This is a genomic window from Enterococcus sp. DIV1368b, assembly GCF_050529595.1.
Lineage (GTDB): Bacteria > Bacillota > Bacilli > Lactobacillales > Enterococcaceae > Enterococcus_B > Enterococcus_B mundtii.
This window is the reverse complement of the sequence record NZ_CP172883.1, coordinates 424,777-451,597: the sequence shown is the minus strand read 5'-3', so window position 1 is coordinate 451,597 and position 26,821 is coordinate 424,777. Positions and strand designations below refer to the sequence as shown.

Sequence of the window (26,821 nt, the reverse complement as noted above, 5' to 3'; positions counted from 1 at the left end):
ACTATGACAAGTATGCTTTCCATCCCCTTGCGAAGTGTTCGCCAATAAAAAAGATTGAGTATTTATCAGTTTACTATTGACTGACGCAACCGGTTGCGTTTATTATAAACCTAAGAAATGAAACATTTAGGAGGAGAATCATGAAACAAATCAAACGCTTATTCCAAATCGACCCTTGGAAAATCAGCACGACAACATTAGATAAAGAAAACTTGCGTTTACAAGAGTCATTGACAAGTATCGGAAACGGCTACATGGGAATGCGTGGAAACTTTGAAGAAACGTACTCTGGGGATCATCACCAAGGCACTTATTTAGCAGGTATCTGGTATCCTGACAAAACTCGTGTGGGTTGGTGGAAAAACGGCTATCCTGAATACTTCGGCAAAGTCATCAATGCAGTAAATTTTATCGCAATGGATATTTACATCAACGACCAATTGATTGACTTAGCTTCACTAGATCCAGAAGATTTCTCTTGGGAATTAGATATGAAAAACGGGGTCTTGTCTCGTCAATTTACGATTACGACAGCTACAAGTAAAGTCCGTTTCTCATTTGAACGTTTCTTGAGTATTGTTAAAAGCGAAGCGGCCTATATTCGTGTAAAGGTTGAATTAATCGCCGGCTCTGCCACTGTAAAATTTGTTTCGAAACTAGATGGAAATGTCCAAAATGAAGATAGTAACTACGATGAGCATTTCTGGAATCAGATCGACCGTGGCACAAAAGACTCAATCGGTTATTTGACAACGAAGACCATCCCTAACGCATTTGACATTGAACAATTCACTGTCACTGCTGGGATGCGCCATTTTATCAATGGCAAAGAAACGACACCTCTATTTGAAGAGCAAACATTAGCGTTACAGGGTGTATTCTCTTATGATCTAACACAAAACGAACCTGTGGTCATAGATAAAGAAGTCTTGATTTTGACAAGTCGTGATATCCCTGAAGCACAACAAGTGGCAACACTTATGGATGAATTTGATCAGTTAACTACTCATTATGATGAAGCCAAAAAAGAACAAACAACCGCTTGGGCAAAACGTTGGGAATTAGCTGACGTAGTGATCGAAGGCGACGATGAAGCGCAACAAGGAATCCGTTTCAATCTTTTCCAATTGTTCTCTACTTATTATGGAGAAGACGAACGCTTGAATATTGGACCAAAAGGCTTCACTGGTGAAAAATACGGCGGTGCGACGTACTGGGATACAGAAGCTTACGCTGTGCCATTATATCTGGCATTAGCTGACCCGGAAGTCACAAAAAATTTATTGAAATACCGTCATAATCAGTTACCACAAGCCATCCACAATGCCCAACAACAAGGATTGAAAGGGGCGCTTTATCCAATGGTGACCTTTACAGGTGTCGAGTGCCACAATGAGTGGGAAATCACCTTTGAAGAAATCCATCGTAACGGTGCGATTGCTTACGCGATCTACAATTATACAAATTATACAGGCGATACGTCTTATCTGAAAAATGAAGGACTTGAAGTATTGGCTGAGATTGCTCGTTTCTGGGCGGATCGTGTCCATTACTCCAAACGTCAAAACAAGTATATGATCCATGGTGTGACTGGTCCGAACGAATACGAAAACAATATCAATAACAATTGGTACACGAATACGATCGCTGCTTGGGTCCTTCGTTATACTCGTGAAAATTATTTAGCGTTCAAAGAAGAAACAACAATTGAAATCAGCGAAGAAGAATTAGCAAAATGGGCAGATATTGTCGAAAACATGTACTACCCGATCGACGAGGAACAAGGAATTTTTGTCCAACATGATACATTCCTCGACAAAGATTTGATGCCAGTTTCTGATCTACCACTTAGCGAATTGCCATTGAACCAAAAATGGTCTTGGGATAAGATCTTGCGTTCTTGCTTCATCAAACAAGCGGATGTGTTACAAGGCATCTATTTCTTCAATGAAGAATTTACAAAAGAGGAAAAACAACGGAACTTTGATTTCTATGAGCCGATGACGGTTCATGAGTCTTCTCTTTCTCCAAGTATCCACGCGATTTTAGCTGCTGAACTTGGCTTGGAAGAAAAAGCGGTCGAAATGTACCAACGTACTGCTCGCTTAGATTTGGATAACTATAACAACGATACAGAAGATGGATTGCATATCACGTCAATGACAGGTAGTTGGTTAGCGATCGTTCAAGGTTTTGCACAAATGAAAACCGCCCATGGCGAATTATCTTTTGCACCATTTTTACCAAACACATGGAATGCCTATTCTTTCCATATCAATTACCGCGGTCGCTTGATTTTCATCGCTGTTTCTGAGGAACAAGTCACATTTACATTACTGAATGGTGAGTCACTGGAATTGACTGTGTATGGACAAACACAAGAGCTAACAGATCAATTGACGATTCCATTAAGAAAGGACGATGCACATGTTTAAAGGTGTCCTATTTGATTTAGACGGTGTCATCACCGACACAGCAGAATTCCATTATCGCGCCTGGAAAAAACTTGGTGAAGAAATCGGGATTTCAATCGACCGAAACTTCAACGAACAATTAAAAGGGGTCAGCCGAGAAGATTCATTAACATTGCTTCTTGCTTATGGCAAGAAAGAAAATGACTTTTCAAACGAAGAATTCGCTGCTTTAGCTAAACGTAAAAATGAGTATTATCTAGAAATGATCCAAGAAATCACGCCAGCAGACGTATTTCCGGGTATTGTTCCTTTATTAACAGAATTAAAGAAAGCTGGCATCAAGATCGCCTTGGCTTCTGCTAGTAAAAACGGACCATTATTACTAGATAAAATGCAACTAACAGATTACTTTGATGCGATTGCTGATCCTAGCAAAGTAGCAAGTGGCAAACCCGCCCCTGATATCTTTTTATTAGCAGCCAAAGAAATCGGATTAGAGGCGACTGATTGTTTAGGTATTGAAGATGCAAAAGCAGGCATCCAAGCGATCATCGCAAGTGGTGCTTATCCTGTAGGAGTTGGACGCAAGGAAGATCTTGGGGAGGACATTCCGATCGTCGCTGATACGTCTTCGTTAACACTCGACTATCTACAACACGTTTGGCGCAAAGATGTCTGAACCAAGCATCTCTGTCCTCCCCATCAAACAAACAAATCTAAAAAAAATCACATTGAAGAACGACGAGCTAGAAGTCGTTCTTCTCAATTATGGCGCTCGCTTGCATCAAATATTCACAGCAGATAGAGTTGGACAAAGGGAAAATATCTTACTCTCTTACGACAATCTTCAAGATGTTTTATCTGATCAAAGTTTTTTCGGTGCAACGGTTGGTCCAGTGGCAGGTAGGATCAGAAACGGTGAATGGGGTCCTCACCAACTAGAAAAAAATAATGGCAACCATCATATCCACGGCGGAACAAACGGCTGGTCCTTTCAGTTTTGGGAGGTAGAAGTATTCAAATCACCTCAAGCAGTGGGTGTCGTCTTTTATTTAAAAGATACATTTTCAGGTTATCCTGGACCAATCACCGCGACTGTGACCTATCAATTAGAAGGAAATAGATTAGTGATGATCACTAAAGCTAACAGTGTAGTAGAAACGATTTGCAACCCGACAAACCATGCCTATTTCAATCTATCTGGAAATGGAAAACGTGATATTGATTCCCATCAACTCCAGATTCAATTAGATAGCTTGTTACTTTTGGATCATGACAAATTACCTACAGGGGAAACACTAGACAAAGCGGACTTACCAATCAATTTTCAAGAACCAAATACACTGACAGAGATTTTATCCAAGTATCCTTCAGGTCTTGATGACGTTTTTTTATTAAATACGCCTAAACTCACCAAAAATAGCTTAACTTTATCAGAAGAAGCTTCCGGTCGCCAAATGAATATAGCAACTACGAACAAAAGTATGGTATTATTTTCTACAACTGGGTTCGATGCAGATTTGCAGATCAACGGTCAAAACATGCATTCTCATTTTGGCTTAGCGATCGAACCACAAGAAATACCAGATATCGTTCATTTTCCGGAGTTTGGCTCGATTACGCTACGCCCTGGACAAGAACGTGTCAGCCAAACAACTTATGAATTTAGTACATTCACTTAACCAGTTTTATTTAGCTTGGTTTCAAAGACGATGGACGATGAAAAAGAAAGGTGATTTAACTTATGGCAATTACAGTGAAAGATGTTGCAAAAAAAGCAGGCGTAGCGACATCTACTGTTTCTCGCGTGATCAATGACCATCCAAGTATTTCCGAAACAACGAAAAAGAAAGTACGAAAAATCATGGATGAACTAGGATATGTCCCCAATATCACAGCGAGAAATCTTGGTAAACGTGTATCAAGCGCTGTAGGTGTCATTCTTCCACCACTCGATTCCAAAGAGCGTCTTGGCAACCCGTTTTATTTAGAAATCATGGAAGCAATCAACGAAGAAGCACGACATCACGGTGTGACAACAGCTATTGCTACCGCAAAAAGTTTCGACGTCTTATTAGAGAACGTTCAGCGGATGCATTTACAAAAACAAGTTGATGGTTTTATCCTAGTCTACTCCGATAGTGACGATCCAGTCATCGATTATCTTTATGAACAACAGATTCCGTTCACACTGATCGGACAACCGTACCATCATGAGAACGAAATCATCTACATTGATAACGACAATCAACTGCTAGGAAAGCAAGCCACCGAATTTTTGATCGATAATGGCCATAAAAATATTCTTTTCGTGACCAATACAACACATGAAAGTTTATACTTTGAACGCTATTTCGGTTATCAAAAAGCGATGATGTTAGCAGGACTGAACGCCCAACCAAGTGTGACCTTGGAACAGGCTGAAGATTACTTAGATTTTGACACGATCTTAAAAAAAGCTGAAGCGACAGCGCTAGTTGTTATCGATGATATTTTTGCTTTACGCACGATGCAACTCGCCCAAATGTATGGCTATATCATCCCGGAAACCCTTTCGATGATCAGTTTCAATAACTCGATTTTTTCTACATTGATGCATCCTTACTTAACAAGTATCGACATCGATATCTCTGAGTTAGGTCGAGTCGCGATGCAAAAATTGCAAGAACTGATCCATGAAGAAGTGAGCAATGGTGTACGTTTAGTGATCCCCCATCGTTTGATCAAACGCGAAACGGTCGTTCCATTGAAAGAAAAATAGGGCATCCATTCCTAGGCAGATCAAACAAAAATAGCAAAGCATCTTGTCTTCGGACAAAAGATACTTTGCTATTTATTTTACTAGTAATCAACTGATCCACTAACGATAAGTCCACATTTGTATTTGACTAGAAATAATCAAAAAAAGAGATCTCTTTCATTCTTTCTAAAAATCCCTTAAAATGTGGGTAAAGAGGCATGCCTAAACATGCCCCATGTAGTCCGTTCAAAGCGGATGGCATCGATAGAGCATTAGAGCACGTCTACTTCGCCAAAAGTTGGGACGGCTCTATTTTTTTTGCTCTTGATTTTTTAAGAAAAACAACGAGCCCGGGATATTAGTCACCTTGCATCCCCTAGAACCGAATAAGCGGTGTTCCAGAAGCAACACTTCAATAATAAGCCAAAAAAATCAAAAATGAAAAAGCCATTTTCAATTTTCCTGTCTTATTACTCAGTGCTGACCGCTCCTTTCACAACCTAGACAAACGGTGTTCCAGAAGTAACTCCTTCAGAAATAAGCGTGAAACCCCAAAAATTTGAAGAACAATTTTCGGGGTTTCACGCTTATTTCTCGGAGCTGAACACTTCTGTCACAACCTCGTTGTTTTATATCCTCTAATAGGGAGTTTCCCCCACTATTCTTTTAAGTCTGCTTCAACATCAGTCAACCAGGTTGTTTTCTTCACGCGATTGATGATCAGCGGAATAACGAACATCACGATCGCGATGACCGCAACAAGCAATGCATCCGCTAATGTTGAAGTTCCTAACGTTGAAACAACAACGGCGATAATTGCCAACATCAGCATACAGCTAACCAGCCACGCAAAGCCATTTCCTTTTTTACCGATCCGATAAGGGCGAGGCAATTCTGGATGGCTAGTTCTCATTTTCACTAAAGATATGGCAATCAAGAGATATACGATACAATAAATCACTGTTGTTGCATTCGTCAATGTAAGAAAGACCGCACTTACATCATCCATGACACCATAAAGTAACGCAAAGAGGGAAATAACTACTGATTGCGTCAATACCACATTTCTTGAAACACCATATTCATTTTCTTTATGGAAGCCAAATTTTGGTGGTAAGAATCCTTCACGTGCTACTTGGATGATCGTTTTAGAAGGTCCAGTTACCCAAGCAGACAATTGTAATAACACACCAATGAAGACCATAAAGCTGAAGATATTACCGATGATCGTTGGCAATCCTAAAATATCACAATAGATCAATACTGGTTGTGTGATGTTTGCCAATTCCATTGTTCCTTCTGGTACGACATTTGCAACAAACAAAGCGTTGATGACATTCAATAAAACTAGTCCGATCAATGCAATAAAGACCCCTTTAGTATAGTTCTTCGTCGCATCTTTCAAACGAGGCATATACACTGAGCTCATTTCGATCCCTACAAAGATAAATGTGATCCCTGCCAAATATTTCAATGAATCACTGTGTTGTAGATCAGGCAGTGCTTTCGACCATGAAAAATCCCCTAAATAGCCATTTGAAACAAGTCCCACTTTGAAAAACGCTAAGATCCCCAAAACAAACATGATCACCACAGGAATATAAACGCCCAACCAAACACCAATATTCCCGCCGACTTTCGCCATGTCAAACTTCAAGTTGAGCAAGGTGATGATCCAGTAGATGACCAAGATACACCCTAAAACGAAGTAGTGATTGTTGCCAAGAGCGGCGTTCCCAAACGTATTCCCTAACAATGGACCTAAGGTAGAAGCGACCATGACCATTCCTGGGAACATTTGCACCCAGAGCAACCATGCAACGACAAATCCCCATTTACTACCTAGAGCTGTTTTGATCCAAAGTTGCGGGCCGCCTTCTTGTGGCAGCATCGTTGATAATTCACCAGAAATCATTGAAATGGGTCCAGCAAAAAACAAGACGGCAAAAATCGTGTAAAAAATCAATGTCCAACCAACAGCTGACAATGTTGGGATACTACGAACAGTGGCACATAGCGCCATGGTCAAACCAATAAATGTTCCTAGCCCCATTTTACTTACTTGAGCTTTACTCAATTTTGACACTCTCCTTATTAATAAATAAATAGGCGTGTCTTTGAAACTTTTCATTAACAGCAAATAAAAGCAAACGTATGGCCAACTTGTGCTTTGAGTATTTTTTGCTTGGATCATCAAGCTTCAAAGGCACTCCAACATGAAAGATTCGATAAGAGAAAGGAGGCTCATTCTTTATTCGTTTCGAACGAGAAATGAGCGCTCATTCTACTTGCTTTCTCTTCGCTCATCATAATATTTACGTTTATTTTGTTTCGTTTGCCACTAACTGATCTGCATAGATTTTTTCCAATTTACTTTGAAGCGCTGCTTTGATTTTTTCCGCATATTCTTCAAAATGTTCTGCTTTATTCATATACGGCGTCATGACACTGGCACGTAAGACTGTGACTTTTCCAGCACGTTCCCATTCTTCTTCTGTAAATCCTAATTGTTTTACAAATTGAAGTGGGCTATTGCCGTAATCTGGAATTGCAAAGTCTGTATGAGATGTCAAGAATTCATTGCCATAGATGCTTCCTTTGACATAAGAAGAATAGTCATACACATCATGGTTCAACTGATTCATTGCTACCAGATCATCATTTCCTTTTTCTTTGAATACATAATCAACCATATTGAAATCTGGATAAGTCAATGGATGAACTTCGATTTCTTTATCTCCCACTTTGAAGGTTAAATTGTTCAAGAAGTGGAAGAAACGATGTGCGCCTTCAATCGATGCGCCCATCAATTTACCATAACCAGTCACATTAAGCGGTAGTACATGATGCGCTGCCCAAACACTTGCAGCAGTTGCTCCGGCTTTTGATCCTTCCAAAATATAGGCACCAAGCAACGCTGGGATATCTGCTCCTTTTTCAAATACATAGGTTGCAAAGTAAGAGATCACATCGCGCATACGGATGTCTTGGATCACGATACCTCCAGCAGAGTAAGGGACATAGCCCATTTTATGCGGATCGATCGTCACTGATTCTGCTTCTTCAATTGCTTGATATGCACGGTGTACTTCTTCTAAAAGATAATCTTTATTTTCTGTGAAGACATGATGTTTTGCGTGTACTTCTTTTAATTGATCAAATGGGATGAATTGATTGTTTTCATCAAGGAAGATCGCACGTCCGTAACCACCATAAGCAGCATCTACGTGTAGGTAGAAATAAATCCCTTCTTTTTCTAGGACGCGACGTAATTCAACGATCTTGTCGATTTCATCGATTGCCCCTTCTTCTGTAGAACCAACGACACCAACGACACCTAAAACTGGTGTGTGTTCTGCTGCTAATTCACGGATGATTGTTTCAAGCTCATTGATATCCATGCGATAGTTGTGGTCGACTGGCACTGGAATGACTTGATCTAGTCCGACACCGATAATGTCTGCTGCTTTCAACCATGAATAGTGTTTTGTTTGCGGGACTAACCATTTACCTAATTGTTGTAGATGTTTTCCACTGCGTGCAGAATGTGCTTTGATCTCATCGATTTTTTCTGGCACTTGATCTAACAGATCAATGATTTCCCGAGTTGAAAGATTCATCAATTCCCAATCTGTCTTGCCTGAAACCAATTCAGGTGCCACTTCTTTCATCGCAAGTGGCAATGATTTGATGTTGCGCGCATACCAAAGACCTTCTAAGTTTGCTAATGAGCCATCTGCAACGATATGGCCCCAGCCATTTTTGTACCCCATCAATGTAGCAAATTCCATTCCGACTTCTTCTTCCATTTGACTTGTTGCTGGAGAAGATTCATATGCGACGTTATTTCCATTCCATAGCATCGCAAAATTATAGGCTAATAATGATGGCATCAATGTTTCAGAGTTCATATGACCCCAATAACGACCTGCATTATGCCATGGGACAGAGTGTGTACGCATCCGCGTAGAGATTTCAGCTAACACATCTTTTGTTTTATTGATCGTGTGCGCGAAGCTTTCACTGCTTTTTTCTTCCGGCGTAATGATCGGCATATCTTGTGGCATATAATTTTGACGCCATCCTAAGTGTTCGTCCACTAATTCATTCAACAAAGCTTTATAGATTTGGCCATTCTCTGCTTTGTCTCCAATGAATAGTGCATTCAAATTTAAATCATTTCCCTTTGATTCCATTTGAAACCCTCCTAAAAAAAATTAATTAAATTTTGTCGAGGCTTAGATTACACCTGTTTTTTATTTCTGTAAATATCACTTTTTCTATTTTCCTCATTTCATTTTAATGTTTTTAATTGTTTGAATTGTTGGCACAATTGATAAAAATTAAAAAAAGGAGGGAATTTACAAATGTAAATTCTCTCCTCGTGATTGTATTAACGACAACCGGCGTAACTATTAGGATAGGTTTCAAAAATTGGAATTTTGTAATGGAATAGACCTTTTACAAGGTAAAAAATTACTAAATTCTAATCAACTACTTTGGCCAAAAAGTAGCGTTTTTTCCCTTTTCTGATCACTACGAATTTACCATCAAATTCTGTAGCTGGATCAATGACAAAATTTAAATCGGTTACGCGATCACCGTTAATACTTATAGCTCCGTTCGACACATCTTCACGCGCTTGACGTTTTGATGGCTCGATTTTTGTGGAAACAAGTAGTTCCACGATATTTTCAGGGGTACTTGAAATCTCTACATTCGGCATGTTTCCAAAGCCTTGTTCGATTTCTGACGCATTTAGTTCTTTGATATTTCCAGAGAACAATGCAGCTGTGATTTTTTGTGCTTCTTGTAAGTCTTCTTCGCTGTGGACAAAACGTGTCACTTCTTCTGCCAAACGGCGTTGTGCTTCACGTTTTTCAGGTTCTGTCTCCACTTTTTTCGCTAATTCATTGATTTCTTCTTGCGATAAGAAAGTAAAGAATTTCAAGTATTTCACAACATCCCGATCATCTTGATTCAACCAGAATTGGTAGAATTCGTAAGGGGATGTTTTTTCAGGGTCTAGCCAGATTGCACCACCGGCAGTTTTTCCGAACTTTGTTCCATCTGCTTTCAGCATCAATGGAATCGTCAACCCAAAGGCTTCCGCTTCTGGTCCTTCTAATTTACGGATCAGATCTAAACCAGCAGTGATATTTCCCCATTGGTCAGCTCCACCGATCTGTAATTGCACATCGTATGTTCTGTGTAAGTGCAAGAAGTCGATCGATTGCAAGATTTGGTAAGTAAATTCGGTAAATGAAATTCCGACTTCCAAACGACTTGCCACGATATCTTTCGCTAACATCGTATTGATGTTGAAGTTTTTTCCGTAGTCTCTTAAAAATTCTAATAAAGAAATATTTGATAACCAGTCATAGTTGTTCACAAATGTGATATTGGCATCTTTCCCAAAAAGTTTACGCATTTGGTTCGATAGTGCATCTACATTATGTTGGACTTGTTCCATCGTTTGTAAAACACGTTCGCTTGTCCGTCCACTTGGATCACCGATCGTTCCAGTTCCTCCACCAATCAGGATGTATGGATGATGCCCTGCTAATTGGAATCTTTTCATCATCATGAATGGGATCAAATGCCCAATATGCATCGAATCTCCTGTTGGATCGACACCACAGTAAAGCGAGATACTCTTTTCTTCAACAAGCTCGCGAAGTCTTTCTTCGTTGGTTTGTTGGTTAATGGCATCACGCCAAGTTAATTCATCAATAATATTCATAACATTTCCCTCCATATCTTTTTTTATGAAAGCAGGTCCCTGCCAGCATGTCATTTATTAACGGGCAGACAACAAAAAAATCCCTTGACAATCAAGTCAAGGGACGAAAATTCGCGGTACCACCCAAATTATATGTTTGTTTCCCAAACATATCTCTCTAACATTTAACGCTGTCGCGTGGCTTCATGCCATAGACTCCTAAAATGTAATTCGCGCTAAAGCATGTACTAGTTCACAGCAACCACTAGCTTTCTGAAACATTGGCTTTACCCACTACTTCGTTTTATTCATCGTCTAATTCCTTATTCATCTATCTCCTATCTTAGAACGCACTGTTTTTTTTGTCAACAAAAAAATTTTTCTTGATCAATCGAACAATAAAAAATAACGTCTCTTTTGAATCTTGAGATAGACGAAGATTGATTGAATTGGATAAGCCTTTATTGATTCTACTGCTAGAATATTGAATCATTTACTGCTCGATCTGTTGAAAAATATTATTCATATTGCACGCACCAATTTTTCTTTAATTACATAATTGTCGTTACGTTAATAACTCAAACGGCTGTTATATTGTTATAGATAATAAAATTATTTTAGAAAGAAGGAATAAAAAATGAAATCGATGATTTTGAAAATTGCTTTATCTGCTAGTGCGATTTTATGTGCAGTATCATACTTGAACGTCTCTCAACCTGTTGGCGCTGAGGAAATACATCCAACAGCTGGCGAAACTGATTTCATTGGTGCTTTTGCCATTAGCGGGACAGATGTTACATTGGAAGTTGGTGAAGCCTCTAACGAGAATATTTTAACAGCTTCTCATGCCCGCATCACAAATTCAATTGGCGTAGAAGTCCCTCCAATCATCAAGTCAGCCAATGTACAAAACGCGCCAGGTGTCTATCGTGCAACAATTGGTACAACGATCATGTCTTCAGTAGAAAAAGAAATCACAGTCACTGTCGTCGATAACCTTGAAGACTGTCCGACTTATGGTATTTATCAATTAACTGCTGACGCTGGAACGGTTCAGGTGGGGCAAGTAGATGAAACAGCAATCCTTCAAGCAACAAATGCGCAAGCGACGACTTCTAGCGGCTATCCAGTAGATGTCGTGATCAAGAAATCAAATATAGTGAGTGATACCCCTGGTACGTATCAAATCGTTTTAGGGATCAAAGAAGAACCAAAGATCCGCAAGACAGTCCAAGTCACAGTTACTAATGACGCAGGGAACGAGCAAGAAAGTCTTTACTTTGTCGACGCATCTGATGCTACTGTCTCGATCGACCAATTGGACGAACAAACGTTGATTGTCATGACTGATGCCAAGGTAACTGATATTTTAGGACATTCTTTGCCTGTAGAAATCAAACACTCCACAATCAAGTCTGAGCCAGGAAACTACACTGTTACATTCGGTCTCAAAGGAGACTCAAGTTTATTTACTAAAACTGTCAATCTTACCGTCACTTCAGATAACACTATTCCTTCTAGATTCTTTTTACAAGCATTCGATGCAACGGTCCAGTTAGGTCAAACGGATGACCTCTCGCTGATCCAAGCAACCGGCGCGAATGCAGTGACTCTCCTTGGTCAAAAGGCAAATGTTTACGTGAAGCATTCCTCGATTGAAGCAAACAAAACTGGCGAATTTGCCGTGACATTTGGCGTAACAGAAGATCCAAGAGTGGAAAAAACGGTTACAGTCTCAGTTGTTGATGAAATCAATCACCCAGAAGTGGGCGGGGGTATTGGGAATATCTAGCAAGTAACCACTTATCTTTCCTTAATTGGGATAAACGACAGAACAAAAAAAGGCGTCATCCACATAAGTTAACACTGTGGATGACGCTTTATTTGTCGAGGCTAAATACTTCTTTCCAACCTTTTTATATTTCGTCGATTATTTCTAATAACGTAGTAAACAAGATGGCACTAGATGCCGCACCAGGATCAATATGTCCGACTGAACGTTCACCTAAATAAGAAGCACGTCCTTTTTTCGCGACTAATCCTGCTGTGTGTTCTTTTGCCTGTTCAATTACTTCCTTCGTAAGATTTCCTGCGGTTAATGCGTCAGCCACAGGGAACCAAACATCTAACATGGTTTTATCTTCTTGTTCCGCTTTTCCTCTTGCCTGGATGCCGTTCGCTCCTTCACGGATGATTTCACCTAATTGTTCCTGTGAGTCGATCTGCTCTACTCCTTTTGTTGCTTTCATCAAATTCATAAACGCAGAACCGTAAAGAGGACCCGAGGCGCCTCCTACTTTGGAAATCATTGCCATAGAAAACATCTTGAAGGTATCACTGATAGTGTCAGGTGCCCCCTGTTGAAAAGATGCTTCATAGGCTGTCACACCTCTTCCCATATTATTCCCATGATCCCCATCGCCAATGGGGGTATCTAAATCACTTAGGTACGCTTTTTTCTCTTTGATCTCTTCAGCAAAGCGAGTCAGCCATGCTTGGATCTCTTTTACCGTCAACTTCATCTTTTCATCATCCTTTACCATGCAATCGTTTCTACGTGACTTGTTAAAGCTTCTTTCCAAGTGGTTTCTGTTAAGTCAACCATTGTTAACGATAGTCCCTGCATATCCAATGAAGTCATCAAATCACCAACTTTATGGAAAGTAACATCCACTTGTTCTTCACTCAACAACGTCAACACATCATTCATAAATACAAATTGTTCCATCAACGGTGTGCCGCCCATCCCATTCACTAAGACACCGACTTCTTTTGGTTTTTCAGTATACTCACTCAAAATTTTCGTGACTAATTCTTTCGCTAATAATTTAGAGGGTTGAAGTTTTTCTCGACGATAACCTGGTTCGCCATGGATCCCTACGCCGTATTCGATTTCATCTTCATTTAGGTCAAAGCCAGGCTTCCCTACCTCTGGGACAGTCGCAGCCCGTAATGCGACACCAATTGTTTTGGTCGCAGCAACTACTTGCTCTCCTAATTCCTTCAGTTGAGTCAAGCTCGCGCCATTTTTGGCAGCATCTCCTAAAATCTTATGAACCAGAATGGTCCCCGCTACGCCACGTTTTCCTGCCGTATACGTGCTGTTTTCTACCGCGATATCATCATCGACCACTACTTCTTCGACGTCAATTTCATCCATAGCAGCTAACTCTTTTGCCATTTCAAAATTCAATATATCTCCAGTATAGTTTTTGATGATCAATAACACACCTTTTCCTTGATCTGCTTCTTTGATCGCTAGTTGGATTTGATCAGGTGTCGGTGAGGTAAAAACATCCCCCAAAACTGCTGCACTTAACATGCCATCTCCGACAAAACCTGCGTGAGCTGGTTCATGTCCACTACCACCTCCAGAAACTAACCCGACTTGTTCGTTCAACTGATTTTTAGCAATTACACGAGAATCTGCTACACGATGTACTAGCTCTGGATAACTCTTTACGATTCCTTCTAGCATTTCTTCTACGATATTCCCTGGTTCATTCATGATTTTTTTCAATTTACAGCCACCCTTTCTTCCCTGCTTGTTGCGCTTCTTCTATGATTTGTTCGATATTGTCGGTTGTTCCTGCTGTAATAGCAGCCGCAAAGGCTCCTTCTACTAAGGGGGCGTCCACCAAGTAGTAGTTTTTTTGTTGGGCTTCCTCCAATAAATCTTTTGCCAATTCTGAATTCATCACTGCGCTACCAAGATCAGCAAAGACAAAATAAGCAGATGAATCGGCTGATTGATTGACGGCATCAACGATCTTCATCGGATCAGAACCGAGTTCTCCGTCTTCGCTTCCGCCAAGTGATAATACTTCTACGTCATCCGTCTGTTGCATTTGTTCAATCATCTCTTTGATGCCGTCTGTGACCTTCTTACTATGAGAAAGCAATAAGATACTTTTCTTCAACGAATTCCCCTCCTTCAGTTTAGCACCCTTTTTGTAAGGGTTTTCTTGATTCTGTATTAAGTATATATCAACTCCTATGGGTAATGGAAATAATGCGATATACCGAACGATAGTTTTTTTATTCACGTGAAGATAAAGATAGGACTAAAAAGAGATATTTGCTATACTTTCCTTAAAGAAAGGAGTGATCAAAATGATCATTACAACAACAAATAGCGTAGAACACCAAGTCATTGAGTCTTATGAGGGAATTGTTTTTGGTGAAGTCATTACGGGGATCAACGTCTTAAAAGATTTGGGTGCAGGGATTCGTAACGTTTTTGGTGGACGCTCAAAAAGTTATGAAGGGGAATTATTAACAGCAAGAGAAGAAGCATTAGCTGAAATGGCGCAACGCGCAGAAGCACTTGGCGCAAATGCGATCATCGGGATGAAGATGGATTATGAAGTCTTAGGTTCAGATAATGGGATGTTGATGGTCACTTGTAGCGGGACGGCTGTTCGATTGATTTAATAAAAGCGAAACAAATAAACGAGTGAAGACCCACCAAATTTCTAGGGTCTCCACTCGTTTTTTTACTCACATATACTTCACATTGACCGGACTTGTCCAATCACCTCATTTGCCTCAACCATCGCTCTTTTTTCTATGGTTAGACTTTCAACTTTCTCACTATTTGTAAACACAACGATCATATCTGTTTGTTTGCCTGCTTTTTCTAGCATCGCTAAGTCAACAACTGCCAATAATTGACCTCGTTCCACTCGTTGTGCCTGTTTGACATAAAGAGTGAAGGGTTCTCCTTGTAAATCAACGGTGTTGATTCCCATATGCACCAACACTTCAAGCCCATTGTCTGTTTCGATCCCCAGTGCATGTTTCGTTGGAAAAATACTAGTGATCGTTCCACTGATTGGTGCAAATATTTCTTTTGCTTCCGGCAGGACTGCATAGCCATCACCCATCATTTTTTCTGCAAAAACAGGATCGCCGACTTCAGTGATCGGAATGATTTTACCGAGCGCCGGTGCATAGAGTTCAAATGTTTCCTTACTTGTCTTTGAAGCAGAAACCGGCACATCTGGGTGAGGAATTGATTGAGTGGTCTCTCGCTCTCCTTTACTACCTTGTTGGAGTTTCGTCATTTCGTCTGCCACAAATTGGACCTGTGTACCTACAATGACTTGGATATTTGTTTGATCAATTACTTTTACCCCTGGGACGCCAGTTTGTTTAATCGCTTCTTGATTTACTTTTGCTGTGTCTTTTACCTGTAGACGCAAACGTGTCGTACAATTATCGATTGCTTTTACATTTTCTTTTCCACCTAGTGCATCATAGATCACCGCAGCTAGTTGGCTAAATTCATTAGTTCCCGTAGCAATATCAGGTGTCTCTTCGCCAATTTCTGTTTCTCTTCCTGGCGTCATCAAATTGAACTTGTTGATGGCAAAGCGGAAGCCAAAATAATAGATAGCTGCAAAAAATACTCCTTGAACAAGCAACATCAATGGTTGATTGGCGACTGGATTCTGCAACGACAAAAAGTAATCCACAAAACCAGCGCTAAAAGCAAAACCAGCTGTCCAATGGAAAAAGGCACTGATTGCTAATGAAATTCCTGTAAAAATGGCATGGATAACATACAACGGCCACGCCACAAACATAAATGAAAATTCTAATGGTTCAGTCACACCTGTAAAGAACGCAGCAAAACCAGCTGTTAGCATCAAGGAAGCGACTTGTTTTTTCTTTTCTGGACGTGCACTTTGATAAATAGCAAAGGCCCCAGCAGGTAAACCGAACATCATGACTGGGAAAAAACCAGCTTGATACATACCGGTTTGTCCAATTATTGCTTTTCCACTATCTAACGCTTGTTGTCCAGCTAAAAAGTTCCCAATATCATTGATACCTGCCACATCGAACCAAAAAACAGAATTCAATGCATGATGTAAGCCTGTTGGAATCAATAAACGATTAAAGAAACCGTATAGCCCTGCACCGACAAACCCAAATTGAGAAATTCCCTTCCCAAAGGAAACCAGCACATCATAAACAGTTGGCCAAATAAATAATAATATCGCAGAAATAACCAACATGCTCAAGGCAGACATGATCGGAACTAAGCGTTTCCCACTAAAAAATGATAAGGCCATAGGTAATTTCACTTGGCTAAACCGATTATACATCGCAGCAGCGACTAATCCTGCCACGATTCCAACAAATACATTGTTATCCATTGTATTGAAAGCCGGATTGACTTCAGTGAGATCTCCCAGATGCAATAATCCTTGTACTGAATCCGCAGATAAAACGGTTTGAGGGATCAAGTAAGCGACCAATCCTGCCAAAGCAGCTGATCCATCTTTGTCTTTTGACATTCCCAATGCCAAACCCACCGCAAACAATAAGGCAAGATGGTTAAGAATCGCTAGCCCCGCATTCATTAAGAAGGTCGTTCCCGCATTACTGATGCCTACTCCTACGAACCAATTCGCAAGACCAACCAGTAAAGAAGCCGCTGGTAAGACTGCTACTGGCAACATCAATGAGCGACCCATTCGTTGCATATATGCTTTCATTCTTTCCACTCCTATTTTCTCTCCGCTCGTGAAAGAGCGTTTATCGTTATTTTTGTAAATTTTCTAGAAAATATCTAAAAACAATAAAACGAGTATACCATTTATCCAAAAAAATAGGAAGCATTGATTGAATACATTCAAAAAACCAGTAAAAACAACGAAAACGAACGAAAAAATCTATTATCCGACTATTTATTTTTCAAAATAAATATAGACCAATAATCAATCCGTTGTTTTCAAACAACAAAAAAGAGTTTGAGATGTCATTCTCAAACTCTTTTTTGATACACAGCACCGACAAAAACAACCAGCAAGCACAAGCTACCGATCACCGACAAATAAATTGACCGACGATCGCCCGTTTTTGGTAATGTCTTCGCGGGTTGTTCTTCCACTACTTTTGTTTCTGTTTCAGTAACTGTCTTCGCTTCTACCGGCTGTTCCCCAGCAGAACGCAAGGTCGCCTTGATTCGTTGGATACTAGCAGACAAATCCGCTTTTCTTGCTTCGAAATCGGCCATTGCCGCTTGAGCTTCTGCTGCTTTTTCATGGATTTCCGTACGAGCTGCTTGAATATCCGCTTGTGTCTGATCCACTGACGCAACAGTAGACGTTGCTAAATCTTGCAATTCCGTTTGTACTTCGGTTGCCCGTTGGGTCGCAGATGCTATTTTTTGTTTTGCTAATTCGGCTTTTTCTCGCTCTTCAGCTATTTTCTCAGCTAACTCATCGCGATCACTCGCTGCTTGATTTGCTAAATCGTTCATTGTTTGATCGATTTCCCTTTGTTTTTCGATAAGTTGTTGTTTCGCTTGTTCCAACGTATCTTCCACTTCTTTACGTTGTTGCTCCAACTTCTCCCAGCGAGTCGAATCTGATGGATCAGTTTCGTTAAGAGGTGTATGTGACGACTCTAGTGGCTCCTGACTCTCCTGGATCTGTGACTCACTGGTTTCTGATGCTGGTTGACTTGAATCTGCCCGGACTGTCTGACAAAGAAAGAAACTGCTGGCGATCAGTGCAGCAAAAAGTACTTTTTTTATTTTGTGCATCTCTGCCATCCCCTTTCATTTTCACTAGTTGTTCATTATAGAAAAAAACTGAGGAATCGCCTATAAACAATTGACGTATTCTGTCTAGTTGTATCGATGAAAGGTTGGAGTTTTGACATTCGTCAGCTCCTATCCTTCAAAAAACAGCCTAAAAAAGCGCCCCAAGTTCTAAAAATAGAAAAACGATCATCCAAGCTTACTACTTCCCTTACAAATCTAATCGGTTACATCCTCAAGTTCTACCCTTGAGGATAGCATAATTCATCTGGTCTGACGGCTTGGTACAAAGAAAAAGCGCCATCTAAATTTTTCACAGTGAATCCCGCTTGTTTCAAGATTCTTTCTGCTAAGTAGCTACGTAATCCACTATGACAACTGACGATATATTCTTGCTCTTTATCCAATTCGTCCAATCGTTGACGTAATTCAGATAAAGGGATATGGCTAGCTTTTGGGAAATAACCTTTTTGCAATTCTTCCTTATTCCGAACATCAAGCAATTGTTTCCCTTGTGCTAATTCTTCTGGCAATTCATGCCACTGTATCATCTCACTCAATCCTTCGATGACATTCATCGCAATATAACCTAGCATATTTACTGGATCTTTCGCTGAACCAAAAGGCGGTGCATAAGTCAGTTCTAACTCTGGCAGGTCGAAGACTGTCAAATGCCCTTTAATGGCTGTCGCAAGAATATCGATTCGTTTATCTACTCCTTTTTGACCGATTCCTTGAGCTCCATAGATTTCCCCAGTTTCCGGATGGAAGATCAATTTCAACAACAAGTCCGTTGCACCAGGGTAATAGCCAGCATGATCTTTACCTGAAGCATGGAGGACTTGAAAAGATAAACCTGCTTTTTTTGCTTGTCGTTCTGTGATACCTGTGGAGGCAGCTGTCTGACCAAATGCTCGAACAATAGCCGTTCCAAGGCTGCCTTGATTCAGGCGTGGCCGCCCAGCCATGTTATCAGCAGCTTGTCGTCCTTGTCGATTCGCAGGCGAAGCGAAAGAAATCAATGCAGGTTCCTTCGTGATTTGATGTTTCACGACAATCGCATCTCCTACTGCAAAGATCGCCGGATCACTCGTTTGATAATGCTCGTCCACAACGATACCGCCACGTAATCCCAACGTTAAACCTGCCATCTCAGCTAAGCGACTATCTGGTTGGACCCCCACCGAAAGAATCGTCAAATCTGACTCTAACATTTCGCCATTTTCTAGACGAAGCATGTTTCCTTGTTCTTCAAAACTAGTAACAGCACAATTTGTTAAAACTTGAACATCATTATTTTCTAATTCTTTTTGTATAAAAGAAGCCATCTCTTCATCCAACGTCGGCACGACTTGCGGAGTCCGTTCGACGATCGTTACATCCAATCCACGTTTTTTTAGATTTTCTGCTACTTCGATCCCAATAAAACCGGCGCCAATAACTACTGCTTTACGAGGTTGTTCCTCTAATTTTTCCATGATAGCATCAACATCTGGAACATTTCTCACAGTAAATACATTTTTTGCCTCAGACAAGCCTGTGATCTCAGGTATAAAGGGTTTAGCTCCTGGAGAAAGCAAAAGGGCATCATACGTTTCTTTGCGAGATTCCCCTCCATGAGAAACTTCCACTTCTTTTGTTTCTGGAAAAATCGCTGTGACTTCATGCTCCACTCGAACGTCCAAACGAAAGCGTGCAGCTAAACTTTCAGGTGTTTGGATCAAGAGCTTTTCTCTTTCATCGATCTCACCAGAAAGATAGTAAGGGAGGCCACAATTAGCAAAAGAAACATTGGGCCCTTTTTCAAAAACAATGATTTCTGCATCTTCTTGCAGTCGTCTTAAACGAGTGGCCGCAGACATCCCTCCAGCAACACCGCCAATTATCACAAATTTCATTTTTTATCTTCCTCCAATCTTTTCCCCAAACCATTGATTCATCCCGCCACGGATATTGATCGCCTGATAACCAAGATTTTTTAATTCTTTCGTTGCTTGCTTACTACGCATTCCTGACTGACAAATAACGTATACTGGTGCTTGTTTCTCCCCATTATACGTACTAATACGGTGTAAAGGAATATTTTCCGCTTGCTTAATATGCCCGCCTCGGTATTCAGCTGGTGTTCTAACATCGATCAATTGGATGTTTTCTTTTAATTTATCTTGCAAATCCTTTACTGTTATTGATTGACTAAGTTGAAATAATCCCATGTTCATTCTCTCCTCTTTTTTTAGAAAAAATATACCTACTGGGGTATATTCAACACGATAAATGTGATTATGTCAACCATTAAAACTTTTAATTTCAAAAAGTTGCAGTTTTCATTTGCAAATAATACCTATATAGGGTATTATTTGCAAAAAAAGAGTGGGAGGTTCTATGATGACTATTGACAACAAAACAATTCTAAATCGCTTGAGACGTACAGAAGGACAAATTCGTGGTATCCAAAAAATGATTGACGAAGAAAAAGAGTGCATGGATATCATTACGCAATTAAGCGCTGTTCGTTCGAGTATTGATCGTGTCATGGGGATGATCGTTGCCGAAAATTTAAAAAACTGCTTGGAGCATCCAGAAAACAGTGTGGAGGAACAAGCAAAAAAAATGGAACAAGCCATCAATATGATCATCAAAAAATAAACACAGATCTTAAAAAATCAGTACCACAAGTGTCTGGAACAATAACCCTCTTGCACCACCTAAAATCGAATCCACGGCTGGAACAAAAGGTAACCTCTAAAAAAATAAGGCGTCATCCACAAAAATTTAAAAACATTTTTCGTGGATGATGCCTTATTTCTTATAGCTCAATGTTTCGGTAATTTGCTACCACTAAGTTACGTATATTCCCCTTCTACAATTGCTTGGATCGTATCGAGTACAGCCTCTGTATTATTTGATCCTATAATCGTCGAAGCTGCTTCTTTGATCTTGGGCTGTCCATTTTCCATAGCAAAACTGTGCTTGATCTGTTGGATCATTTCAAAGTCATTCCCGCTATCGCCAAATGTAGCAATCTCATCATCACTGATCCCCCATTTTTTGCCTAACAATCGTAACCCGTTTAATTTGTGAACACCAGGGATGATCAAATCGATATCTCCATGACCACTAGAGACCGGTATCAATCCCTCTCCTAAAGAATTTTTTAAGGCTGTTAGTTTTTCTACCGCTTCTTGCTCATCGAAGGATAAAGCAAACTTGAAAATCGTTTCTTCTCCCTTAGCTAACGTATACAGGTCTTCTACCTTTTCAAGCTTAGGGTAATAAAAACTTGCACGTTCAAACAACTCCTTAGAAACCGTATTAGAGAGATAGGCACTCTGTTTCCCACATAAGATCAAGTTCATGGGCGCTAACTCTTCCAATACATCTAATGTCTGAACGATTTTTTCAGGACGTAATTCTGCATTGTACACATGGTCTTCACCAATTAAAATATTTGCCCCATTTTCTGCTACGAATGCTATACTTTTATAAAGATCAGGGAAGAATGAACGCAACTGGAAATATTGATTTCCACTTGCTACAACAAACTTTATTCCTTTTTCCTGTAGTAAGTCAAAAAGTTTCTTAAAGCGTTCCTCATTGTATTTCTTTTGATCATTCAAAAATGTACCATCCATATCTACAGCGATCATTTTGATTGTCATTCCATTACCACCTTTCAAAAGAAAGTATACCTACTGGGACGCGTCCCAAGTCAAGAGAAAAGGAGGAAAATCCCATCGTTACGATTCGAGAGATCGCAAAAATGTCAGGAGTATCCAAATCTACCGTTTCCAGAGTGATAAATAACGATCGTTACGTGTCCGATGCTTTACGAAAAAAAGTTCAATCCGTTATTGAAGAGACGAACTATGTGGTGAACGGCAATGCTGTAAAATTGAGTAAAGGAGAAACCTATACTTTAGGTGTTACCTTGCCTAACAACAGTTCTTGTTATAATCAATTGGTGGACAGTATCTTGTATCAGGCAAAAAGTAAAGGGTATCAAGTATTATTACTCCCTACTTATTATGAAAAGGAGACGGAGAATCACTATTACACACTACTAGAGCAAAAAATGATCGACGGTCTTATTCTAACGTCACGAACAAAAAATGATGAGCTACTTGAACCTCTTCGCTTCAAAGGAAAAATCGTTTCAACTGAAAAGATGGACAATGACGACCTTGCCATGATTTATCCAGATCGAAAAAAAGCGTATGATCAATTGTTCCTTACCCTGCATGCTCGTGGTATTTCCAGGGTCATCTTTACCACTAAACGCAGTGCCTCACAAAGCCAGACCACAAAAAACAAATTAACTGCTTATGAAACGTATTTTGGAAAGGCGATTGAAGGAAAAAACTATTTCACTGGTATCGAAACCTATGCAGATGGCTATGCGTTCGCAATAGAGATCACAACTCACGCCTCTATTCCAGAGGTAATCTATGTCAATGGCGATGATACAGCAGCCGGTGTAATTTCAGGAATGAAACAGGCAGGATTCATTCATAAAAAAGATTTCACTGTCATAGGTGAAGGAAATCTACCATATAGTGAGATATTAGCCTTTTCGACTATTGATTTCTCCCCTAAAAAAATCGGCGCCTCCGCAGTAGATTTTCTCTTATCCCAGAGTGACAGGATCGTGCAAGCAGAAGATCCAGTAATTATTTGGCGATAATGTGAAGTAGCTCCTTCAGAAATAAGCGTGAGACCTCAAAAATTCCAAGAGGAATTTTCTGGGTTTCACGCTTATTTCTCAGAGCTGAACACTTAGGTCACAGCTTTTCTGTATATTAAAATCTAATCCATACTAGAATACATGATAATTATCACAAGAATAGGACAAAAGAGATGTTCTACTAGACAAACAGTCGCTGATCATATGTATTAAAAACTATGTCGAACCTTTTCCCTTGATAGAGAAATAGCTGTAAAATTGACTAGCTATTTTTCACTCAGATAGATCAATCCGCGTGGAATAGGATCTTTCTTCGTTAACCCAATCCGTTCTCTATAAAAAGAGAAGCTATCTCTCTTGATCATTTCAATGATTTTCTCTTCATTCATTTCTAATTTCAACGATTCGATACATTCCGCCATTTCGTAAAGTATCTGTAACTGCGCATCGATCCCTAACAGCTCTTGTAATTGCTCAAACACTGGTCCGTCCTTTTGAGAGACGACCTCTAAAAAACGATGATGAAGTTCTTTGTAAAAAGAAGCTAAAAGTGGATAGTTGATGGAAAAACAGTCTTCCATAAATTCTCTATAATGTTTTAAGTATTCTTCGCTAGATTGAATATTCGATAGATTCATAAATTACCTCTCCTTCTGATGATTGATAGTAAAACCTAAAATATGTACTTGCGACTGATTGAATCGACCTTATTTTTTGTGAACTACCTGCTTCTCGAATAGATTATAATAAAATCATATAGTCTTCTCTGTGTAATTTCAACTTCACATATTGCCTAACTCCTTGAAATATTTACTCTTGAATCATTGCTACGTCTATGCTTTGGCCTATTACCAGCTATTTTTTTGCATTAAGTTCGCTTTTTCTATCTTAAACTAAAAAAAATCAATCTCAGCCAGTTTTGACTTCGATTGATTTTCGATAAATTCTTCACATAAATTGCAACGGTGCTCTTCTCATTCGCTGTGACAACAATAAGATACACCAATCTACCTAGCGCTTCAGTAGTTTACGATACTCCAAAGCATATAAAACAAAGGACTGAGCCAGACTGTAGGTAATGATTGCAAATATCACCATGACCCATCCTTCAGGAATCGCCGGGAAAAGTAACAGCAGGATCATCCCTACATAAATCACAGCTGTCGCCCATTTACCATACCACTTTGCTCCATCTAATTTGACCTGTTTACGCAAAGCAACGATCCCAGCAATCAGCATAAATGCTTCTTTCACAATAAATAAAGCTAAAACGAGCCAGATATACGGACGTTCCCATGCCATGGAGATGATCAAGACCAATTGGGTCAACTTATCACCGATTGGATCAAGAACTTTTCCAAGTTCGGTGATCTGATTGAATCTTCGGGCGATGTATCCATCTAAAAAGTCTGTGACTCCTGAAAAGAGGATGATCGATCCAGCCAGATAGAAAGCTTGCTTACTCATAAAATACAAATAAAAAGGCAATAAAAGAATTCTTATAATCGATAGTAGATTCGGAATCGTGCGAATTTCTTTTCGCCAATCAGATGCTCCATTCATTACTTAACAACTCCCAAAATGTCATTTCATCTATTTTACCGTACTTTCCACGTGGAACCAATTAATTGTCGGTTTTTATTGCGAGCTCTTCCAATCCTTCGTATGCCATTGTGAATCTGTTATTCTTTTTTTTCGGCGTTTCCATTTCGTGCAGCCTGACGCTGACGGGTTTCTTTTAATAATTTTTTGTGGGCTTTTTTTGAGCCGCGTTCGATATCTCTTTCCCATTTTCTCGTTTTAAAATCTGTAAATAGATGATCGATCTCATAGCCTACAGGATAAAGTTCTTCTGCTCTCATTTTTAAAAGGACACGCTGTCGAAGGACGGTTTCTTTTTGGTTATCGACAAAAATCACGATCGTCTCTTCTCCAGTATCTTCAAAGACTAATGCTTCTTTTTTGTATTGGGTGGCATATACCCGGTCCCCTTTTGAAAATAAAACCTTTTCTTCATTCTTGACCTCTTGCTTCTTCACTTGTTGTTTGAATAAGCGTTTTTCACTTGAATAGTCTTTCGTAGAAAGATACTGCTGAGCTTGTTGGATCAAGTCCTCTGACATTTGCATTTTTTTAGCGATCCACAATGCTTGGCTTTCCCCTGTTTTTCCTACCTGTAATTGATACTTTGGTTGTAAGGCTTCTCGGTCAAAGGCCATCGCTGCTGGCACGAAATCTTCATGTCGTTCCGCAAACTCTTTGATTTCTCCATAATGGGTCGTCGCCACCATCAACGCCCCTTTTTCGTACATCGCAGACATGATGGCAATTGCTAAAGCTGCCCCTTCTGTTGGTTCTGTCCCACTACCGATCTCATCAAGTAAAACTAGGGTATTTCTACCCACTTTATTCAAAATCTGTGCGATATTTTGCATATGCCCAGAAAAAGTACTCAATGCATTCGCTAAATCTTGTTGGTCACCGACATCGACAAAGACTTCGTCGAATACGGCAAGCTCTGTCCCATCTTTTGCTGGTACTTGCAGACCAAACATGGCCATCAACGTCAGCAATCCGACTGTTTTCAAAACAACTGTTTTCCCACCAGCATTTGCACCTGTGATCACTAATCCACGATATTCTGCACCCAAATCAAAATCTAAGGGCACAGCTTTTTCTGATAACAGTGGATGTCTCGCTTGTTTCAGATGGATGCGTTCTGATTTATTGATGATAGGTGTGATGCCATTGATCTCTCTACTGTATTTCCCACGTGCGAAAATAATATCGAAAACGGTGACCGTTTCGATGATTTGATCGATTGCCTGTTCATTTTCAGCTAATGCCCCAGTCAAACTTGCTAGAATCTGATATTCTTCAGCAATTTCCTCTGCTTTCAATAATTGATGTTGTGCGCTTGCTTTAGCGACTGCTGTTGGTTCGATGAATACCGTCGTACCTTTATTCGACTGTTCAATGATCGTTCCGGCTACTTTATTTTTATAACTCGCTTTGATCGGGATCGTTGCGTGTTCCCCTTTTTGAACGATCATCGCTTCTTGGATCATTTCTTTATTCCCAGGATGTCGCAAGAATTTTAGCAAACGATCTTGAATCTCTTTTTCTACCGTTTGGATTTGTTTTCGTACTTTACGCAGATTTTTCGATGCTTCATCTGCGACTTGTTGGTTCTTGATTTGTTCGTAAACTAAGTCCTCCACCGCTTGCAGATCCGGTAGATTTTTACTGTACGCATACAGTAATGGCGTTTGATATTGGTTTTTTTCAAAGAAGCGAGTGATCATTCGACTGCTTCTTAAAAAATCGGCGTATTCCATCAATTCAGCGGGGGTTAAGATCAAGCCTTTTTTCACTTGGTCAGTTAATGCCACAATTCTTGTCAGCCCCATAAAGGGCACGTGCTGGCTACTTTCTAAAATCGTACGGGCTTCTTTCGTTTCTGTTTGTCTTGTTTCTACGGTCTGAAGATTTGTCGGGATCGACATTTCTGCCAGACGTTCTTTCGTATGATCTCCGATTGCTCGGGCAATCACTTCTTTTCTGATTTGTTCAAATTGTAATTGTTTGATTGTATGATTCATATTCTCTCCTTTTCTTGAAGAGATACCTGTCCCCAAAATAAATAAAGACCTAAAATAGAATAAAAGGGCAGGACACAGCTAAAATAAGACATGTCCTCCCCTTGATT

22 protein-coding genes and 1 other annotated feature are annotated in these 26,821 nt (G+C 39.9%); of the genes, 8 read left to right on the top strand and 14 right to left on the bottom strand.

Going from position 1 to position 26,821, the window contains the following annotated elements; all coding sequences use genetic code 11:
• Positions 1 to 140 precede the first annotated feature (140 nt).
• From IGJ19_RS02135 to IGJ19_RS02120, 4 genes are all read left to right on the top strand, one after another.
• Positions 141 to 2,435: a glycoside hydrolase family 65 protein gene (locus IGJ19_RS02135; protein WP_430604353.1), complete on the top strand. Its 2,295-nt coding sequence runs from the start codon at positions 141 to 143 to the stop codon at positions 2,433 to 2,435.
• A complete protein-coding gene (gene pgmB / locus IGJ19_RS02130; protein WP_019722730.1) occupies positions 2,428 to 3,093 on the top strand; it encodes a beta-phosphoglucomutase in 666 nt (221 codons plus the stop codon). Before IGJ19_RS02135 ends, pgmB begins: the two co-directional genes overlap by 8 nt.
• Positions 3,086 to 4,096, top strand: coding sequence for an aldose epimerase family protein (locus tag IGJ19_RS02125; protein ID WP_430604352.1), 1,011 nt, complete (start codon positions 3,086 to 3,088; stop codon positions 4,094 to 4,096). The genes pgmB and IGJ19_RS02125 overlap by 8 nt, the downstream gene beginning before the upstream one ends.
• Positions 4,097 to 4,158: 62 nt before the next feature.
• Complete coding sequence (locus IGJ19_RS02120; RefSeq protein ID WP_074800424.1) at positions 4,159 to 5,175, top strand: LacI family DNA-binding transcriptional regulator; 1,017 nt, start codon at positions 4,159 to 4,161, stop codon at positions 5,173 to 5,175.
• Between the two features lie 637 nt (positions 5,176 to 5,812).
• On the opposite strand, the gene tyrP is transcribed toward IGJ19_RS02120, so the two are convergent.
• From tyrP to tyrS, 3 genes are all read right to left on the bottom strand, one after another.
• Positions 5,813 to 7,231 (bottom strand): tyrosine-tyramine antiporter, encoded by a 1,419-nt coding sequence (tyrP, locus tag IGJ19_RS02115; RefSeq protein WP_430604351.1) that lies wholly within the window; start codon positions 7,229 to 7,231, stop codon positions 5,813 to 5,815.
• 244 nt (positions 7,232 to 7,475) lie between these two features.
• Positions 7,476 to 9,350: a tyrosine decarboxylase gene (tdc, locus tag IGJ19_RS02110; RefSeq protein ID WP_086335406.1), complete on the bottom strand. Its 1,875-nt coding sequence runs from the start codon at positions 9,348 to 9,350 to the stop codon at positions 7,476 to 7,478.
• 290 nt (positions 9,351 to 9,640) lie between these two features.
• The gene (tyrS, locus tag IGJ19_RS02105) at positions 9,641 to 10,897 is read right to left on the bottom strand and encodes a tyrosine--tRNA ligase (RefSeq protein ID WP_010736393.1); all 1,257 of its coding nucleotides are present in this window, start codon (positions 10,895 to 10,897) and stop codon (positions 9,641 to 9,643) included.
• A 96-nt stretch (positions 10,898 to 10,993) separates the two neighbouring features.
• Positions 10,994 to 11,197, bottom strand: a binding site (T-box leader).
• A 316-nt stretch (positions 11,198 to 11,513) separates the two neighbouring features.
• On the opposite strand from tyrS, the gene IGJ19_RS02100 reads away from it, so the two are divergent.
• On the top strand, positions 11,514 to 12,668 hold the full coding sequence (locus IGJ19_RS02100; RefSeq protein WP_086335405.1) for a hypothetical protein: 1,155 nt from the start codon (positions 11,514 to 11,516) through the stop codon (positions 12,666 to 12,668).
• 124 nt (positions 12,669 to 12,792) lie between these two features.
• Here IGJ19_RS02100 and dhaL read toward each other — a convergent pair whose 3' ends face one another.
• The 3 genes from dhaL to dhaM are packed head-to-tail and all read right to left on the bottom strand — an operon-like array spanning position 12,793 to position 14,796.
• Complete coding sequence (dhaL, locus tag IGJ19_RS02095; RefSeq protein WP_074800552.1) at positions 12,793 to 13,398, bottom strand: dihydroxyacetone kinase subunit DhaL; 606 nt, start codon at positions 13,396 to 13,398, stop codon at positions 12,793 to 12,795.
• Between the two features lie 14 nt (positions 13,399 to 13,412).
• Positions 13,413 to 14,396 carry a dihydroxyacetone kinase subunit DhaK gene (gene dhaK, locus IGJ19_RS02090; protein WP_074800438.1) on the bottom strand — a complete coding sequence of 328 codons (984 nt, stop codon included), beginning with the start codon at positions 14,394 to 14,396 and terminating at the stop codon, positions 13,413 to 13,415.
• Position 14,397: 1 nt separating this feature from the next.
• Positions 14,398 to 14,796 (bottom strand): dihydroxyacetone kinase phosphoryl donor subunit DhaM, encoded by a 399-nt coding sequence (gene dhaM, locus IGJ19_RS02085; RefSeq protein ID WP_161641520.1) that lies wholly within the window; start codon positions 14,794 to 14,796, stop codon positions 14,398 to 14,400.
• A 193-nt stretch (positions 14,797 to 14,989) separates the two neighbouring features.
• On the opposite strand from dhaM, the gene IGJ19_RS02080 reads away from it, so the two are divergent.
• Positions 14,990 to 15,310, top strand: coding sequence for a heavy metal-binding domain-containing protein (locus IGJ19_RS02080; RefSeq protein WP_019722737.1), 321 nt, complete (start codon positions 14,990 to 14,992; stop codon positions 15,308 to 15,310).
• A gap of 77 nt (positions 15,311 to 15,387) precedes the next feature.
• Here the strand turns inward: IGJ19_RS02080 and nagE are convergent, their stop codons facing one another.
• From nagE to IGJ19_RS02060, 4 genes are all read right to left on the bottom strand, one after another.
• On the bottom strand, positions 15,388 to 17,382 hold the full coding sequence (gene nagE / locus IGJ19_RS02075) for an N-acetylglucosamine-specific PTS transporter subunit IIBC (protein ID WP_430604350.1): 1,995 nt from the start codon (positions 17,380 to 17,382) through the stop codon (positions 15,388 to 15,390).
• 269 nt (positions 17,383 to 17,651) lie between these two features.
• Positions 17,652 to 18,434, bottom strand: coding sequence for an LPXTG cell wall anchor domain-containing protein (locus tag IGJ19_RS02070; RefSeq protein ID WP_430604349.1), 783 nt, complete (start codon positions 18,432 to 18,434; stop codon positions 17,652 to 17,654).
• 239 nt (positions 18,435 to 18,673) lie between these two features.
• The gene (locus IGJ19_RS02065) at positions 18,674 to 20,329 is read right to left on the bottom strand and encodes an FAD-dependent oxidoreductase (protein WP_430604348.1); all 1,656 of its coding nucleotides are present in this window, start codon (positions 20,327 to 20,329) and stop codon (positions 18,674 to 18,676) included.
• A gap of 3 nt (positions 20,330 to 20,332) precedes the next feature.
• On the bottom strand, positions 20,333 to 20,650 hold the full coding sequence (locus tag IGJ19_RS02060; protein ID WP_430604347.1) for a rhodanese-like domain-containing protein: 318 nt from the start codon (positions 20,648 to 20,650) through the stop codon (positions 20,333 to 20,335).
• 166 nt (positions 20,651 to 20,816) lie between these two features.
• On the opposite strand from IGJ19_RS02060, the gene IGJ19_RS02055 reads away from it, so the two are divergent.
• Positions 20,817 to 21,077 (top strand): metal-sensitive transcriptional regulator, encoded by a 261-nt coding sequence (locus IGJ19_RS02055; protein WP_010736403.1) that lies wholly within the window; start codon positions 20,817 to 20,819, stop codon positions 21,075 to 21,077.
• A 197-nt stretch (positions 21,078 to 21,274) separates the two neighbouring features.
• On the opposite strand, the gene IGJ19_RS02050 is transcribed toward IGJ19_RS02055, so the two are convergent.
• A complete protein-coding gene (locus IGJ19_RS02050) occupies positions 21,275 to 22,090 on the bottom strand; it encodes a Cof-type HAD-IIB family hydrolase (protein ID WP_430604346.1) in 816 nt (271 codons plus the stop codon).
• Positions 22,091 to 22,164: 74 nt separating this feature from the next.
• Here IGJ19_RS02050 and IGJ19_RS02045 point away from each other — a divergent pair, with 74 nt between their 5' ends.
• On the top strand, positions 22,165 to 23,112 hold the full coding sequence (locus IGJ19_RS02045) for a LacI family DNA-binding transcriptional regulator (protein ID WP_074800555.1): 948 nt from the start codon (positions 22,165 to 22,167) through the stop codon (positions 23,110 to 23,112).
• Between the two features lie 266 nt (positions 23,113 to 23,378).
• On the opposite strand, the gene IGJ19_RS02040 is transcribed toward IGJ19_RS02045, so the two are convergent.
• The 3 genes from IGJ19_RS02040 to IGJ19_RS02030 form a co-directional block, all read right to left on the bottom strand.
• Positions 23,379 to 23,750: a DUF7006 family protein gene (locus IGJ19_RS02040; RefSeq protein ID WP_074800460.1), complete on the bottom strand. Its 372-nt coding sequence runs from the start codon at positions 23,748 to 23,750 to the stop codon at positions 23,379 to 23,381.
• Between the two features lie 373 nt (positions 23,751 to 24,123).
• Positions 24,124 to 24,675, bottom strand: coding sequence for a CDP-alcohol phosphatidyltransferase family protein (locus tag IGJ19_RS02035; protein ID WP_019723866.1), 552 nt, complete (start codon positions 24,673 to 24,675; stop codon positions 24,124 to 24,126).
• Between the two features lie 119 nt (positions 24,676 to 24,794).
• A complete protein-coding gene (locus IGJ19_RS02030) occupies positions 24,795 to 26,714 on the bottom strand; it encodes an endonuclease MutS2 (RefSeq protein WP_430604345.1) in 1,920 nt (639 codons plus the stop codon).
• Between the last annotated feature and the right edge of the window lie 107 nt (positions 26,715 to 26,821).

Coding starts and splice junctions, on each gene's coding strand:
- IGJ19_RS02135 (WP_430604353.1), top strand. CDS start 141: ATGAAACAAATCAAACGCTTATTCCAAATCGACCCTTGGAAAATCAGC.
- pgmB (WP_019722730.1), top strand. CDS start 2,428: ATGTTTAAAGGTGTCCTATTTGATTTAGACGGTGTCATCACCGACACA.
- IGJ19_RS02125 (WP_430604352.1), top strand. CDS start 3,086: ATGTCTGAACCAAGCATCTCTGTCCTCCCCATCAAACAAACAAATCTA.
- IGJ19_RS02120 (WP_074800424.1), top strand. CDS start 4,159: ATGGCAATTACAGTGAAAGATGTTGCAAAAAAAGCAGGCGTAGCGACA.
- tdc (WP_086335406.1), bottom strand. CDS start 9,350: ATGGAATCAAAGGGAAATGATTTAAATTTGAATGCACTATTCATTGGA.
- tyrS (WP_010736393.1), bottom strand. CDS start 10,897: ATGAATATTATTGATGAATTAACTTGGCGTGATGCCATTAACCAACAA.
- IGJ19_RS02100 (WP_086335405.1), top strand. CDS start 11,514: ATGAAATCGATGATTTTGAAAATTGCTTTATCTGCTAGTGCGATTTTA.
- dhaL (WP_074800552.1), bottom strand. CDS start 13,398: ATGAAGTTGACGGTAAAAGAGATCCAAGCATGGCTGACTCGCTTTGCT.
- IGJ19_RS02080 (WP_019722737.1), top strand. CDS start 14,990: ATGATCATTACAACAACAAATAGCGTAGAACACCAAGTCATTGAGTCT.
- nagE (WP_430604350.1), bottom strand. CDS start 17,382: ATGAAAGCATATATGCAACGAATGGGTCGCTCATTGATGTTGCCAGTA.
- IGJ19_RS02070 (WP_430604349.1), bottom strand. CDS start 18,434: ATGCACAAAATAAAAAAAGTACTTTTTGCTGCACTGATCGCCAGCAGT.
- IGJ19_RS02065 (WP_430604348.1), bottom strand. CDS start 20,329: ATGAAATTTGTGATAATTGGCGGTGTTGCTGGAGGGATGTCTGCGGCC.
- IGJ19_RS02060 (WP_430604347.1), bottom strand. CDS start 20,650: ATGAACATGGGATTATTTCAACTTAGTCAATCAATAACAGTAAAGGAT.
- IGJ19_RS02055 (WP_010736403.1), top strand. CDS start 20,817: ATGACTATTGACAACAAAACAATTCTAAATCGCTTGAGACGTACAGAA.
- IGJ19_RS02050 (WP_430604346.1), bottom strand. CDS start 22,090: ATGACAATCAAAATGATCGCTGTAGATATGGATGGTACATTTTTGAAT.
- IGJ19_RS02040 (WP_074800460.1), bottom strand. CDS start 23,750: ATGAATCTATCGAATATTCAATCTAGCGAAGAATACTTAAAACATTAT.
- IGJ19_RS02035 (WP_019723866.1), bottom strand. CDS start 24,675: ATGAATGGAGCATCTGATTGGCGAAAAGAAATTCGCACGATTCCGAAT.
- IGJ19_RS02030 (WP_430604345.1), bottom strand. CDS start 26,714: ATGAATCATACAATCAAACAATTACAATTTGAACAAATCAGAAAAGAA.